Below are 14549 nucleotides of genomic sequence, written 5' to 3' on the forward strand. Positions count from 1 at the left end.
TCTGCATGTTGCAACTTTCAAAACGGGCCTTGAATTTAAAAACCTCTCCGACATTGTTTTTGGTGGCGAAAGCCAAAGAGCTGGCAGCTCAGGGGCACGATGTGATTTCCCTGACAGTCGGGGAACCTGATTGGCCAACGTTTGAAGTTCCAAGTAAAGCCGGCATCGAGGCCATTGAGAAGAACATCACCAAGTACACTCCTGCAAATGGCACAGTTGAGTTGCGCCAGACCATTGCCAAGAAAATCAAATTTGAGATTGGTCAGTCTTATTCGACGAAAGAAATTACCGTGGCATCGGGTGCGAAGTTTATCATCTTCGCAGCACTGCAGATGCTTTGTTCCCCCGGGGACGAAGTGATTGTCGGTGCGCCTTATTGGGTCAGCTATCCGATGATGGTGGAGCTTGCTGACGGCGTTCCTCGTATCATCGAGTGTGGTGAACGGGAGAACTATAAAATCACTCCAGAGCTTTTGGAAAAGGCCATTAATGCGAAAACTAAAGCTTTATTGTTCTGCTCGCCCAGCAATCCGACCAGCTTGCTGTACAGTGCTGATGAACTGAAGGCCCTGGCGGAAGTTTTAAGAAAACATCCGCAAGTCGCGATCATTTCCGATGATATGTACAATCGCCTCGTCTTCGATGGAACCAAAGTGGCGCCGCATATTCTGCAGGTCGCACCGGATTTGAAAGATCGTACAGTGGCGGTTAATGGAGGCTCCAAGGCCTATTCCATGACAGGTTGGAGAATCGGTTGGGCCGCAGGCCCTGAAAAGCTGATTACGGCCATGGCGGATTATCAAAGTCAGGCGACGGGATCACCTTCAAGTATCTCACAACATGCCGCCATGAAAGCTATAGAGCAGTGTGAGCCTGATATTGAAAAGGTCGTGACCAAGCTTACCAACCGCAAAAATTCAGGTTTGGCGGAGCTTCGCTCGGTGCCGGGTTTCAAAGTGGCAGAACCCGATGGTGCTTTTTATTTTTGGGTGGATATTAAAGCCTGCATTGGCAAAGCCTATGAAGGTCAGTTGATCAGAACTTCCAAGGATTTCTGTGATATTTTGCTAGATAAGTTTTTTGTGGCCACAGTTCCAGGTGCGGAATGCGGTATGGATGGTTTCATGCGCCTGAGCTTCGCCGTTTCCGAGGAAACGATGAAGCGCGCGGTGATTCGTATGAAGGAATTCGTCGGAAAACTGTCTTAGTTGATCCAGATTAGCTTTTTTGCCATATCTTTCATTTTGCTTTCGTGAACCAGATAAGTGCCCTGGTCTTTCAGGCAAATGATGTCTTTACGGTAGTCGCAGGAAGTGCCCCAGGAATTGCGAACCATGTAATAGCATGCGTTTCCAATTTTTTTGCGACCGACGATTGTGGAGGCGTGAGCCGCACCAAAAATGCCACCGACATCTGTGATTTCAGAAGCATCGTATTCCAATGAAATAAGCTTGCGACGATTCAATAGCCAGTTGATCTGACTGTTGATGGACTCAAATGGGTGAGTTTTTTTGCTCCAAGTTTCGTAATTCAACGAATTCGGAATTGGTGTGGATTTGAAGCGGCAGGAGTTATCCAGGAAAAAGAAAACCACGTCCTCCAGGCTGACATTACGATGCGTCAGAAGGTACTTTCGGATCACGTCAGGAGAGGTGCCTGGGAAGAAACCTTCTGCCAGTTGTTGGAATGATTTTTCGCAAAGATCCACGCATTTTCCGGCGCGGATATCTTTCATGCGATTGATGAAGAAGGCCATTCCATTGTGAACTTTAGTAGTCGAAGAAAGCCAGATTTCTTTGGTGCCCTGAGAAGGAATATCGCGCTCTTTGCAGGCATAGCCCAAGTCATACATTTTTCTGACGGCAACGCCCACCATGCCACCTTCAGGAGTCGTGGTTTTGTTAACTACACCACGGCCGATTTTTCCAAGCACGGTCACTTCGCTTGAGTAGTAAGCAGACAAGTGCAGGGCAGAGACAGGTGTTCCGAGTGCTTGGCTGATAATATCCGCAGCCGTATAGCCATAGCACCAACCGATATCACCTTGATCAGACGGAGTGGTCATAAAGGTTTTAACGTCAGCAGGAAGGCTGTCGCGCACATCGATATTTGAACAACTACTGGAAGCAAAAGCATTAACTTGAAGAGCACAAATTGCAGATACCAAGAAGCCCAAATATCTCATGTAATTTTTCCCCGTTTGTAAAAGTTCGAGACATATCGCAATTCTTAGGGGGTTTGTCTATTCCGAATGTGACAAAAATGAGCTCCGCTGACATTTTTACTCTATTGTTTCATGCCTGTAATTACTACATTTCCCACGGGTCACTTGAAATGGAATATGAGTGAAGTTAATTTAAGTTTTCTTCAGGAGAATAAGAATGAAAGCTGTCATCTTGTCATTGGTACTTTTGGGTTCCACAGTCGCTTCCACGGTAGCTTCGGCAAGCACTCAGTGCACGGGTGTTACGGATCGTATGAACCTTCAATTGGTGCAAAAGGAAAACTCTGTAGCGGTTAAGTATCAGATGAATCCGCGTGATTACAGCAAGTACGCTGATCCTTCTGGCGGGCTTACGATTGCGTTCCAGGAAGGCATGGCTTACGATGTTCAAGGAACTAACTTGGACGGCTTGCTTCAAAAGAAAGAAGTTCTGACTAAACTGGTTGTGAACGGAATCCTGCGCACCGCTTATTTCGCGGGCGAGGAAGATATGGTTTACGTCGAAGCCGGTGACCTGATCGCTGCATTGAAATGCCAATAAATAAAAAAAACCCTGCTTGAGAGAGCAGGGTTTTTTGTTTCTTAATTTAAACTCTAATTAAAACAGATTTTTAAAGAAGTTCATGATTTTCGTGAAGAAGCCAACCTCTGTCTGAGGCTGTCCCAAAGAACTCGGTGTACGAGTCCCATCACATTTGTATTTGATTTCAATTTTGCTGCCGGCTGGGACAGGAGTGTCAAAGACGATGCTCATACCCTGAGTGCGGTAGCTAAGTGAAGCTAGAGTCGGTGTGATAGTAACCACCGGAGTCCCCACCGGCGTACATTCCAGGTTCACACTGCTCAAGGAATCCACGATCTTATCAACAAAGAGATTCAGGTTGGTCCCAAAGTCAGATTCGCAAATGCTGCCGATACCTCCACCCGTAAGGTTTGAAAGGGCTGCATACTGAACGCCATAGTGGCTTTTGGCTCCGCCGGCATCCTGAGTTTTCATACAGGCAGAGTCGCCTGGTTTTACGATGATCGAATTGACCGTGAAACGTTTGTTCGCGCCAAACGTGGATTTAACATAGTCCACAAACACCTGAGGTTTGTCTTCGTTTTCCAGGGCATAGTATTCGTCTTTATAGTATTGCTGAGTCTTGTCACCACCAATACTGCGCTCGTCTTCGTCGGAGATAATGATATAGGCGATAGCCGCATCAGCACGGTAGCAGCCACTTACGCCTGAATATTTATAGTCCCCATTATAAACATGGTGGTAAGCCGCTTTGATGGCGCGCTCGTCGTTGGAGCCAGTCCATCCAGCACCAACATAAGTGATGGTTTGAGCAAAGACGTTGGCAAGATCAGCAGCTCCACGTTTTAACACCAGGCCAAGCGTTGTGTTAGGGGAAGCGCTGTTGGTTTGCCAATAGATCGAGGCACCCCAGGCCACAGTATTTGCACCACTTGGAAGTCCACGTGTGACCGTCAGACACATTTGCCAATCCAGATTTTTAGTCGTCTGCAATTTTGAAACGAAGCTGGATAGTTTTGCAGCCAGCTTTTGATTGTCTGCCAGCATCGAGTTTGAATCGTCCACAACCAGCACGACATCCAATTTATTATTCGAAGCTTCAACCGTGTTTGAGTACGTGACGTCACGCAAGTTCGGAGTTGGTGAAGGCGACGTTGTTGGAGTTGTCGTCGGTGTCGTAGTGGGAGTGACTGTTGGAGTCGGTGACTCTTCAGGCGTATTTGACGTTTTGACCGACGGAGAACTGAATTGCACCGGATTACACGCGGTAAGGCCAATCAACAAAAGCGGCAACGCTAGAGCGGCCTTTTTCTGTAAAGACAAAAACATACTTCCATTCCCCTTTGGTGCAGGATAGCACAGGAAGTGACGTCGTCTCAAAATTTACCAAGTCCAGTCTGGGTTTGAGACAATCCAGACCTTCGTCTCATTGTGGGAACTGACCTTAGAATACTAGAATTAAATCCATGTTCTCGAAGGAGGCAGGGTGAGCTTTTGGTTTTTAACTCAATTGTTGGTGAACGTGATTCTTTTGGCCGGTGTAATTGGCGTTTGGGTACGGATGAATCGCCCGGCTAAGGATGATCCACGCCTCAGCAAGGGGTTGCAGCTATTGCAAAGCAAGATCGCGGTTTTAGAGGATCTTTCTGATCGTACTGAAACTCAAGTGAACCAGCTGACGGCTTTACTGGAACAAAAAGTAAAAGACATTCAGTCCAAAATTCAGGCGTCGGAAAAGCAAATCGCGAAGATCGATCAAAGCATGCAAAAAAGTATGGAAGTCGCAAAGATTTTCCAGGACCGTATCCCGCATACTGAAATTGTGGAACGCCAGAACACTATTAAATATGTCAAAGCAGCCCGCTTGGCCCATCAGGGATTAAGTGCGGATGAGATCGCAGCGCAAGTTGATCTGTCCATGGGAGAAATTGAATTCATCGCCAAGGTGAACAAAGACCAACTAATGTTCTGTGAAGACAGTTTGCCAGAGTGGGCGAACGAAGGAACCGACGGGACAGAGTCTTCAAATTCAGACTTTAGTGATGTTGATAACATTTCATTTATGCAGCCTTTGCAAAGAGCGGGCTCTGATATCAGTACAGCTTTTGATGTTCCCCACGCAGAAAATAATTCTATGAAAAAACTGGGTGATGCCTTTAAGGCAGCCTGCCAGGAAATCAAAGAAGAAGAAGTTGAAGCTGAAAAAGCTCCAAGTATTTTTGATGTGACTCACAACATTGCGCAAAACTTCCTTGGAGAAAAGCCGACGCCTGTGACACCAACGGCAGTGACTTCAAAACCTTCTCCGTCAGCAAAAGCAAAGTCAGCGACCGGACCGAACATCCGACCGGTAGAGTTCCGTCGCATCGATATGGTGAACGATCTGGAGTAGATGGTGGCAAGTGAAGCATTCTTGAAATCCCTGACGAAAGGACAGATCCTGCACACGGTTGTTGAAGAGAAACAATCTGGCAGAGATGTCCTTTGCAGTTTCAACGGGTATCTTTTAAGAATTGCGAATCATAGTGGTCAGCCGATGGATAAAGGACAAACTGTTCGCGTGCAGGTTCGCTGCATCAATCCTCTTGAATTCCAAATATTTGATCCCAACACTGTAAAATTTGAACGTGTAATTTGAAAGCCAAGACCCTGACTTGTTTGCGAGTTCGGGGTTCCGGCGGAAGACTGTAATTATCGTTCAGTATCACCATGCAAGGGGAAAGATATGCGAGCGTTATGCGGCCTGTTGTTATCTATGGCAATTGCGGTCAGCCCATCGGCATTTTCAATGAATAAGGAATATTCAAAGCGTCACATTGTGGGTGGAGTGGAAGCGGCACCTGGTGAGTTTCCGTGGATCGTCTCTTTGATCGACAAGAATGGTCAGGCCTATTGCGGCGGCAGTTTGATCAACAAGAAGTGGGTACTGACAGCGGCTCATTGTATGAAGTCGGCTCCGGCAAAAATAGTGGTGGGACTTTACCAGATGTCGAATCCTGATGGGGCCGAAATCCACACCGCTACACGCTTTATCAATCATCCTAAAAAAGGCTATTTTTCCAACGACTATGATTACTCCCTGATCGAGCTATCTGCAGAATCCGCGATCACTCCGGTGGAATTGAACAAACAGGAAATTCAAATTCCCACAGATCCAACGGCCCCGGCAGTGATGACCACAGTCGCAGGCTGGGGAACTTTGACATCGAATGGTCCCACTCCCGATATCCTGAATAAAGTGGATGTACCATTGGTGCCGCAGGTAAGTTGTAACAAGGTCTACTCTCCCTTTGGCTTTGAAGTGTCAGACCGAATGATTTGTGCAGGTTACGAAGCCGGAGGCAAGGACTCGTGTCAGGGTGACAGCGGTGGTCCGATGATTATCAAAACAAGCGAAAAAGTACTGTTGGCAGGGATTGTAAGTTGGGGCATGGGATGTGCCGAACCGAAATATCCCGGAGTTTACGCCAAAGTGAATGCAGTGACTGATTGGATTGAACAAACCATTACGGGGGAGGAATAACCTATACCTTGGTCTAGTTTTGCTGGACCAAGACACAGGATTATACCCAATTTGGAACTAGCCTTTGGCTCGTCCTGAAAAACAAATAACAATGTCTAAGCACAATTATTTTTGAAGGATTCAAAAAGAGAGAGGACACGGACATGAAAGTTTTAAACTACCTACTAGTAGCAGGTCTAGTATTGACAGGTGCAGTTTCCACAGCGGCGCAAAAAGTTGGCGCTAAAATCGTTGGTGGCGTTGAGGCGGCTCCAGGCGAATTTCCTTATATCGTTTCTCTTCAAGGCAATTACGGCGGTCACTTTTGCGGTGGTTCGTTGATCAGACCTAACTGGGTTTTGACAGCAGCTCATTGTGTAAAGGGCGGCACTGTAAAAGCAGTTAAAATTGGTCTTCACAGCCAAAAAGACACGGCTAATGTTGAAACTTTCAAACCAGTTAAAATCGTAGCTAACGCTGGTTACCCAGGTGGCGGTACTGATTTTGATTACGCTTTGATCCAATTGGATGGCAACTCTACTTACGCTCCAGTTGAATTGAACACGACTGAAATCGCCATCCCTGAAGACGGCACTGAAGTTATGTCTACAACTGCTGGTTGGGGCGCGACTAAAGAAGGTGCTTACGGTCTTCCAGACAAATTGCAAAAAGTTGAGGTTCCATTGGTTTCCCAAGCTGCTTGTAACAAAGCTTACGCTGGTAAAATCACAGATCGTATGATTTGCGCTGGTTACACTCAAGGTGGCAAAGACTCTTGCCAAGGTGACTCTGGTGGTCCATTGGTGGCTACAGCTGATGACGGTCACACATACCTAATTGGCGTAGTAAGCTGGGGTAAAGGTTGTGCACGTGCCGGCTTCCCAGGCGTTTATTCCAAAGTCAATGCAGCAATTGACTGGATCAAAGAAACTATTGCTGAATAAAACCCAGCTTTTGGCTAAATTTTTGGAACCCGTGGCTTAAAAACCACGGGTTTTTTCATTGCCAAATCGTGCCATCGAGCGGGACTTGCTTTTCCATTAAAAAAGAGTAAATCCATTAACAGTATGCAAAATAAAGAATTCGATATCTTAATAGTCGGTGCCGGCATTATCGGGACTTCCGTGGGCGCAGAGCTTGCTCGCCGTGGTGCCAAAGTTTGTGTAATTGATAAAGGAACTGTGGGCCGTGGTTGCTCGTACGGAAATGCAGGCTGGATGACTCCTTGTTTTTCCATGCCGTTGCCAATGCCGGGTATGTTCCTGAAATCCATGAAGTGGCTGGCAAATCCAAATAGCCCTCTTCATATCAAACCGTCATTGTCTTTGGATCTGGCAGCATGGCTGTTCCACTTCATGAAAGCTATGAACGAAAAACAAGCGCGTCGCGCGGTTGAAGGTTTGGTCGTTCTTTCCCAAAAATCTTTGGAAGAATATAAAAAGCTTGGCGACAAATATCCTAAAACTCGCTTTGAGCAAAAAGGCCTTTTGATGGTTTCCCGCACTAAAGCAGGTGTAGCGGCAGCTGTTGAAGAGCTTGAATACGTAAAAGGTGTGGGCGTCACTGGTAAAGAAATGACTGGTGAAGAGATCATGGCGTTTGAGCCTGCATTCCGTCCGCCAATGTTGGGTGGTGTGTACTTCGACCAGGAAGCAATGGCTGAACCATTCCAAGTGGTACAGGCGATGGCTGAAGAAATTCGTGCTAACGGTGGCGAGATCATCGAAAACTGCGAATTGATGGAGATGGACATCGCTGGTGGCAAAGTCACTAAGGTGATGACGTCTCAAGGCGAAATCAAATTTAAAGAAATCGTTATCGCAACAGGTAGCTGGTCAAAAGATCTGGCGAAAATGTTGCAACTAAGAATTCCAATCTTGGGCGGCAAAGGTTACGCGATGATCGTGCCTAAATTGGAGAAACAACCGAAGTATCCAATCATGTACATCGAAAATAAAATTGCGATCACTCCGCGTGAGAACTCTTTGCGTATTGCAGGGACTTTGGAGCTTGTTGATCAGGATTTCTCGATTACTGAGCGCCGTGTGAACAATATCAAAAAAGGTGCTTCAGAATTGTTGTATCTTCCAGAAAAATTGGAAGTTCAAGAGCTTTGGGCTGGTCTTCGTCCATGTACACCAGACGGCGTGCCTTTGATCGGTTACCACAATAAGATCTCCAACATGATGTTGGCAGTGGGACACCAAATGCTGGGTCTACAATCCGGCGCAGGTACAGGTCTGTTGGTGGCGGATCTTATCGACAAAAAGAAACCTTTCGTCGATCTGGAAATCTTCGCTCCAAACCGTTTCTAAAGGTAACAGTTCCCTTTTTGGAACGCGCATCGTTACAAAAAAAAGCCCGGGTGACCGGGCTTTTTTGTATCTAAAATTTGATTTAGAACTATTTCTTTTTGCCTTTAGCTTCCACTTTTTTAGCAGCAGCTTTTTCTTCTTTGGCAGCAGCGGCAGCTTCTTTTTTAGCGCCGGCTTTTTTAGCCTTACGTTGTTGGATGATACGATCCAAAATGTCGTAAGATTCTTTTTGAAGATCGTTTTCGAATACGAAGCGATAGAAGCCTTCGATTTCAGGGCTTTGGCGGAACTTTTTCAGTGATGTAGGCAAGCTTTCAGACTGAACGAAATCAATGGAGCTACCGTCTTTTGAGAGCTTAACTTTTTCTGCCATCTTTAAATCCCCTAATGTTTTTAAGAACTTGTACATTAATTCGAAGGATTGAAGCAAGCAGAAAATGCCCTCTCCGGCCCCGGTTTATTTTAATTTGAATTAACTAAACCATTGAATTTCTTTGGAAAATACTGGAAATTGGGGCTTCCATTCAGGGGAGGTGTAACAGTGCTCATTTTAGATGGCAAAGAAGTATCAAAGCAGATTCGCGCCTCCCTGGTTCCTCGCATTGAATCATTTAAAAGCAAAAACGGCCGCGCACCTCATTTGGCGGTCATTATTGTGGGCGAGGATCCTGCCAGTCAGATTTACGTTCGTAACAAAAAGAAGTCCTGCGAATCAGTGGGTATGACCTCCACGATTCATGCGTTGCGAGCCGACATCACACAAAACGAACTGACGGAAATGATTGTAACTCTGAACAACGATCAGGATGTTGATGGGATTCTGGTTCAGTTTCCATTGCCAAAACATTTAAGCTCACACGAAGTTTTGCAAATGGTGTCTCCGGATAAAGATGCCGATGGTTTGACTTATAAATCATTGGGCTATTTCTTTGCAGGCAAACCGTTAGTCAGCCCGTGCACTCCCAAGGGAGTGATGTCGATTCTGGCTCATTATAAAATTAAAGTTGAAGGCATGAATGCTGTTGTCGTTGGACGTAGTAATATCGTGGGTAAGCCGATGGCGACACTATTGTCAGAAGCCAATGCCACAGTGACTTTGTGTCATTCAAAAACAAAAGATCTTTCAGAGTTCACTCGCAAGGCGGATCTGGTTGTCGTTGCCGCAGGCAAGGTTCATTTGCTTGGCAAGGATGACTTTAAGAAAGATGCTATTGTTATCGACGTGGGGATTCATGGTTCCGGCCAGGGGCAAAAGCTTCACGGGGACGTCAGATTTTCAGAGCTTCAAGGTTGGGTGAAAGCTGCGACTCCGGTTCCAGGAGGTGTTGGTCCCATGACGATTACTACACTTTTGGAAAATACCTGTCTGTTGGCGGAAAACAGAGCAGGTCACTAGTTTCTATTTCTCGAGGTTTATATGTTTACAGGATTTTTAACAAACGTATGGTACGTGGCTTTGCCAAGCGCAGAGCTAGCAATCAATAAAGCCCAGGCCCGAAAAATTTTGAATGAGCCTGTTGTGTTCTTCCGCAATTCCCAAGGTAAAGTGTCGGCGATGCGTGACATCTGTCCTCACAGAGGAATTCCTTTGAGTTATGGTCGCGTGGTCAATGACACTTTAGAGTGCCCCTACCACGGTTGGAAATTCAATGGTTCCGGTGTGTGCACAGAGATTCCATCACTGTGTGCGGATCAGGATTTAAATCCAAACAAAATCAAAGTGCGCAGCTATCCGGTTCACGAAGCCCAGGGTTTGATCTGGGTGTTCATGGGCGATAAGGACTTTGATGTAAGCAAAGTTCCGACTCCGCCGGTGATGAAGGGTTTTGCCGACGATAAAAAACCAAATCTGACTTATGTGGTGAATTTCCCATGTCACGTGGATCACGCGGTGATTGGCCTGATGGATCCAGCGCATGGTCCTTACGTGCACAAAAGCTGGTTCTGGCGCTCTGAAAAAACCATGCTGGAAAAGAAGAAGCTATTTGGACCCGTGGATTATGGTTTTCAGATGATTCGTCATCAGCCGTCATCCAATTCCAAGGCCTATAAACTTTTGGGTGGAGTTCCCACAACGGAAATCACTTTCACTTTGCCTTGCGTGCGTGTTGAACACATTCAGGTCGGTGACCGCAAATTCTATTCGTATACGGCGTTGACTCCGGTTGATGAGAAAAATACGCGAGTCACTCAGCTGGCTGTTTGGGATATTCCTTGGCTGACGATTCTTAAGCCAGCAGTAAAGCAGTTTGGTAAAGTATTTTTAGGTCAGGACATGGAAGCAGTTACCAAGCAACAGGACGGTTTGAAATACGATCCAAGTCTGATGCTGATCAAGGACGCTGATACTCAAGCGAAATGGTATTATTCTTTGAAAACTGAATACCACAACGCCTTGGAAGAAAAACGCGACTTTGTAAACCCGGTTAAACAGACTGAACTTCGCTGGAGAAGTTAGTAATGATGAGACTTTTGACAGCGGTTCTTTCTGTTCTGATTTTTGCAGTTCAAGCAAAGGCTTTTAGCCTTAAGTACCTTGGCGAAACTTCCATCGTTACGGGCGCGAAGTTTGAGGACACCACCATCGGTGGTTTGTCGGGCATTACGTACAAAGATGGCGTTTTGAATGCCATCAGCGATGACAAGGGTCGCTGGGGCGAGCCGCGTATTTACCAGTTTGATTTTAAAATTAATGGCAAGTCTGTCGTTCTGATTCCCAAATCTGTGAAAGAAGTGAAGGGTCTTCCCAAGGAAGGTCGTCGCAAGGCATTTGTGGATTTGGAAGGGTTGGCGCAATTACCGGATGGCGAGTTTCTAATTTCCTCAGAAGGAAATGGCGATTTAAAACCGCGCTCTATGCCTCGTGTATTTCGTACGCGAGCTGATGGCAAATGGAAATCTGATATTTCAATTCCGGAAAAATATCTTCCGGAAACTACGGGACAGCAAAGCAAGGGCGTTCAGAACAATGGGGCCTTTGAAGGTCTGACGGCAACTACTGACGGTAAATTTGTATTTACCTGCCTTGAAGCGCCACTGACTCAGGACATAGACATGGAGACTGAGGCCTCGGGTGTTATCGTCAGACTTCTTAAATTTGAAGATCGCAGCGCCGAGCGCGGGTATTTTACGCCGATTTCTGAGTTCGCTTACAAAGTGGAGCCCTATCGCGATAGCCAAATTGGTCGCGAGATCTTCAAGGGCGTCTCGGAAATTCTGGCTCTATCGGAAAATAAAGTCATCGTGTTGGAACGTGGAGCACGCCTTCATGGTAAAGGTTGGAAGTCCACGGTTTCTTTATTCGTGGCGGATCTGACTAAGGCGACCAATACTTTGTCGATGACCAAGCTGGCCGATCATAAGTATACATTGGCAGAGAAAACCAAGCTTATTGATTTCGAAACTGATTTGATCAAAGAACGCGGTAAAAAAGACGTTCAAAATTTTGAAGCGTTGGCGTTCGGTCCAAAATTGCCGGACGGACGACGTACTCTTCTGGTGGTTTCTGATAATAATTTTTCCAAGAACGAAGTCACAGAACTTCTGGTTTTTGCAATTGAAGGTGAATAGAAATGGTAACAGTCTGGAGACTTCGTACAGGGGCTGATAAACGTATTCGCAGTGGGCATCCTTGGGTTTTTTCCAATGAGCTTTCAGTAAGTCCCAAAGGATTGCCGCCGGGTTCGCCGGTAGAGTTGCAGGACGCCAAAGGTCAGTTTCTGGCGCGCGGTTATGGCAATCCTCATTCGTTGATTGCGTTTCGTGCGTTGACTTTCAATAGTCAGGACAAAGAGCCGACAGGCTTTGATTTCCTTCATAATAAAATTCTTAGCTCATGGAAAGTGCGCAAAGCCGCTGGCTTTCGCGGCAGCTTCCGTCTGGCATTCGGGGAGTCTGATTATATACCTGGTATTGTTTTGGATTACTACGTCATCGATCAAGGTGGTAAGAAGGCTCAGGTTTTCGTAGCCCAGCTGGTGACGGCGGGAATGGATCTGGCTTTGCAAAACACTGAAGCTTTCTTTAAAGGCCTGGCTGAAAAAGCCAAAGAGCAGAGTTTGTCAGAGTTCGACTGGAATCAAACAGCAGTGATCATTCGCAATGACGTGAGTGTGCGTAAGCTGGAAGGTTTGACTAATAATGAGGCGAAGGTTGTAAAAGATCTTCCGGATTTCAAGTTGGATCATGTGGAAATTCTTTTGAATGCGGCCGCCGATGCAGGTGTGATCAAAATGAGCTGCGATCTTCGTGAAGGTCAGAAAACCGGATTCTTCCTGGATCAAACTCACAATATTTATCTGGCGATCGGTCTTTTCAAAAACTGGGCGAAACAACAGAATACCAAAACCATTCGAGTGTTGGATCTGTGTTGTTACGTGGGACACTGGTCAACGCAAATCACTCGTGCTTTGAAGGCGGAAGGCTTTGATGTTGAAGTTTCTTTGGTCGACGTTTCCAAAACGGCGTTGGCTTTTGCCAAAGAAAATGCCGAAAGAGAAGGCGCTAAAGTCACAGTTCATGAAATGGATGTCCTGGAAGGTTTGACGAATTTGCCAACAGGCCAATATGACATCGTGATTTCAGATCCACCGGCATTTATCAAAGCCAAGAAAGATATTCCGACTGGTAAAGCCGCTTACATCAAAATGAACACGCACGCATTCCGTCTGGCGAAAAAGAATGGATTCGTGGCCTCGTGTTCCTGCTCGGGTTTGTTGGAAGAGGAAGAATTCAGAGATGCAATTCGTAAAGCATCCCTTAGAAATTACAGCGAAGTGCGCAGCGTATTAAGAGGTGGGCATGCCGCCGACCATCCTACTTTGATGCAATTTCCTGAGGGTTTCTATCTAAAGATGTACGTTCATTATATCGTTTAGACTGCTTGCTAGACTAAGGGCTCGTTGAAGAGCCTTTAGTACGCTCCACGAACTTCAATTTCCTTCAAAAAATCTAAGGCTTAGCTTTGTTAAACCCGATAAATAGGGTGATGAGACAGGCTTTTCAAAAACTATTATTCATTGGATTCGGAGTGCTGGCATTTTGCTCGGCCTCCGCGCAATCGGTGACTCCGCTTCAGTCCATTCCAATCCAACAAACGTTGCCAGCGGCAGCTGTCGTGACGGCACCAGTAACTACGACTACGACGACCACGACAGTGGCGCCGACGATGATGGATTTATTTTTGCAACAAGAGGCGGCCCAACAAGCAGCTGTTGCAGAGGCTGCGACAACTGCAGCAACGGCGCAGGCTAAAGCGGCGCAAACGGCGGCGATGATGCAACTGGCTTTAAAGGCTTGTCCTTTCTTTCAAGAATCCCAGGCCACTAAGTTTAAATCAGAAAGCCTAAAAATTCAGAAGGCCATCGGTAAAGAAAGCAACCAGCCTCAATCTCCAGACCCGACAGTCAGTGAAAAGGATAAGGAAGGAAATCGCGAAAGTAAGGCTGAGATTGCAGTTAGCAAATCCTGCGATTCCTTTATCAAGGAGAACGGCGAGTACGGAGAAATGGGAAATAAAGTTCTGGCGGGAATTCGGGAAAACCCAGAATCCTTCAGTGGCAATGTTCCAAAGGATATGAATAAGATCTGTCCAAAGTATGCGTCGATGGATGAAGAGCAAAGAAATAAATTCTGGGTATGGACTATGATGTCCATGGCGTCCAAGGCGTCAGACTGTGATTCAGAAAAAATCAATGAAGCATCTCCAGATAGCGCCATCGGTTTGTTTCAATTGTCTGCGGATGGTTGCAGCGATGGCGTGGATTTGAAGGACGCAATGCTAAATGCAGATTGTGCCGTAAATAGACTGGCGAAGGAATTGAAAGCCAAGCCGGTTATGATATCCAACCCCGCAGTCGATAAGAAAGCTCTGACAATGATCAGATCGTACAGTGAATGCGGCGGCTCTCAGTCAAAGAAAAAAACTGGCAGCAACAAATCCAGAAGTGCTGCCGGCAAAAAATCAAAACCACAAGTTCAGTAAAA

At 46.2% G+C, this 14549-nt stretch carries 15 protein-coding genes; 12 read left to right on the top strand and 3 right to left on the bottom strand.

The window, feature by feature from the left end; translation table 11 throughout:
• Nucleotides 1–5 precede the first annotated feature (5 nt).
• Nucleotides 6–1208: a pyridoxal phosphate-dependent aminotransferase gene (locus ACLVWU_RS02620; RefSeq protein WP_413577022.1), complete on the top strand. Its 1203-nt coding sequence runs from the start codon at nt 6–8 to the stop codon at nt 1206–1208.
• Here the strand turns inward: ACLVWU_RS02620 and ACLVWU_RS02625 are convergent.
• Nucleotides 1205–2185, bottom strand: coding sequence for a hypothetical protein (locus ACLVWU_RS02625; protein ID WP_413577023.1), 981 nt, complete (start codon nt 2183–2185; stop codon nt 1205–1207). The genes ACLVWU_RS02620 and ACLVWU_RS02625 overlap by 4 nt on opposite strands.
• Nucleotides 2186–2381: 196 nt before the next feature.
• On the opposite strand from ACLVWU_RS02625, the gene ACLVWU_RS02630 reads away from it, so the two are divergent.
• Entirely contained in the window at nt 2382–2765 is a 384-nt protein-coding gene (locus ACLVWU_RS02630; RefSeq protein ID WP_413577024.1) for a hypothetical protein, read from the top strand.
• Nucleotides 2766–2822: 57 nt separating this feature from the next.
• Here ACLVWU_RS02630 and ACLVWU_RS02635 read toward each other — a convergent pair whose 3' ends face one another.
• Nucleotides 2823–4076 carry a hypothetical protein gene (locus ACLVWU_RS02635; RefSeq protein ID WP_413577025.1) on the bottom strand — a complete coding sequence of 418 codons (1254 nt, stop codon included), beginning with the start codon at nt 4074–4076 and terminating at the stop codon, nt 2823–2825.
• 157 nt (nt 4077–4233) lie between these two features.
• Here ACLVWU_RS02635 and ACLVWU_RS02640 point away from each other — a divergent pair, with 157 nt between their 5' ends.
• The 5 genes from ACLVWU_RS02640 to ACLVWU_RS02660 all read left to right on the top strand — a co-directional run bounded on the left by ACLVWU_RS02640 (nt 4234) and on the right by ACLVWU_RS02660 (nt 8564).
• Nucleotides 4234–5139, top strand: a complete 906-nt coding sequence (locus tag ACLVWU_RS02640; RefSeq protein ID WP_413577026.1) for a DUF2802 domain-containing protein — start codon at nt 4234–4236, stop codon at nt 5137–5139.
• Nucleotides 5140–5385, top strand: a complete 246-nt coding sequence (locus ACLVWU_RS02645; RefSeq protein ID WP_413577027.1) for a hypothetical protein — start codon at nt 5140–5142, stop codon at nt 5383–5385. It abuts the gene before it with no gap.
• Between the two features lie 87 nt (nt 5386–5472).
• Nucleotides 5473–6270 (top strand): serine protease, encoded by a 798-nt coding sequence (locus ACLVWU_RS02650; RefSeq protein ID WP_413577029.1) that lies wholly within the window; start codon nt 5473–5475, stop codon nt 6268–6270.
• A gap of 143 nt (nt 6271–6413) precedes the next feature.
• On the top strand, nt 6414–7193 hold the full coding sequence (locus ACLVWU_RS02655) for a serine protease (RefSeq protein ID WP_413577031.1): 780 nt from the start codon (nt 6414–6416) through the stop codon (nt 7191–7193).
• A 123-nt stretch (nt 7194–7316) separates the two neighbouring features.
• Complete coding sequence (locus ACLVWU_RS02660; RefSeq protein ID WP_413577033.1) at nt 7317–8564, top strand: NAD(P)/FAD-dependent oxidoreductase; 1248 nt, start codon at nt 7317–7319, stop codon at nt 8562–8564.
• An 88-nt stretch (nt 8565–8652) separates the two neighbouring features.
• Here ACLVWU_RS02660 and ACLVWU_RS02665 read toward each other — a convergent pair whose 3' ends face one another.
• Nucleotides 8653–8937: a hypothetical protein gene (locus ACLVWU_RS02665; RefSeq protein WP_340598729.1), complete on the bottom strand. Its 285-nt coding sequence runs from the start codon at nt 8935–8937 to the stop codon at nt 8653–8655.
• A gap of 168 nt (nt 8938–9105) precedes the next feature.
• On the opposite strand from ACLVWU_RS02665, the gene folD reads away from it, so the two are divergent.
• The 5 genes from folD to ACLVWU_RS02690 all read left to right on the top strand — a co-directional run bounded on the left by folD (nt 9106) and on the right by ACLVWU_RS02690 (nt 14547).
• Nucleotides 9106–9960 carry a bifunctional methylenetetrahydrofolate dehydrogenase/methenyltetrahydrofolate cyclohydrolase FolD gene (folD, locus tag ACLVWU_RS02670; protein WP_413577035.1) on the top strand — a complete coding sequence of 285 codons (855 nt, stop codon included), beginning with the start codon at nt 9106–9108 and terminating at the stop codon, nt 9958–9960.
• 21 nt (nt 9961–9981) lie between these two features.
• Nucleotides 9982–11022: a Rieske 2Fe-2S domain-containing protein gene (locus ACLVWU_RS02675; RefSeq protein WP_413577037.1), complete on the top strand. Its 1041-nt coding sequence runs from the start codon at nt 9982–9984 to the stop codon at nt 11020–11022.
• Between the two features lie 2 nt (nt 11023–11024).
• Complete coding sequence (locus tag ACLVWU_RS02680) at nt 11025–12134, top strand: esterase-like activity of phytase family protein (RefSeq protein WP_413577039.1); 1110 nt, start codon at nt 11025–11027, stop codon at nt 12132–12134.
• Between the two features lie 2 nt (nt 12135–12136).
• A complete protein-coding gene (locus ACLVWU_RS02685) occupies nt 12137–13441 on the top strand; it encodes a class I SAM-dependent rRNA methyltransferase (RefSeq protein WP_413577041.1) in 1305 nt (434 codons plus the stop codon).
• A 110-nt stretch (nt 13442–13551) separates the two neighbouring features.
• On the top strand, nt 13552–14547 hold the full coding sequence (locus tag ACLVWU_RS02690) for a hypothetical protein (RefSeq protein WP_413577043.1): 996 nt from the start codon (nt 13552–13554) through the stop codon (nt 14545–14547).
• Nucleotides 14548–14549 lie beyond the last annotated feature (2 nt).

This window comes from Bdellovibrio sp. HCB290 (assembly GCF_047305925.1).
Taxonomy (GTDB): Bacteria; Bdellovibrionota; Bdellovibrionia; order Bdellovibrionales; family Bdellovibrionaceae; genus Bdellovibrio.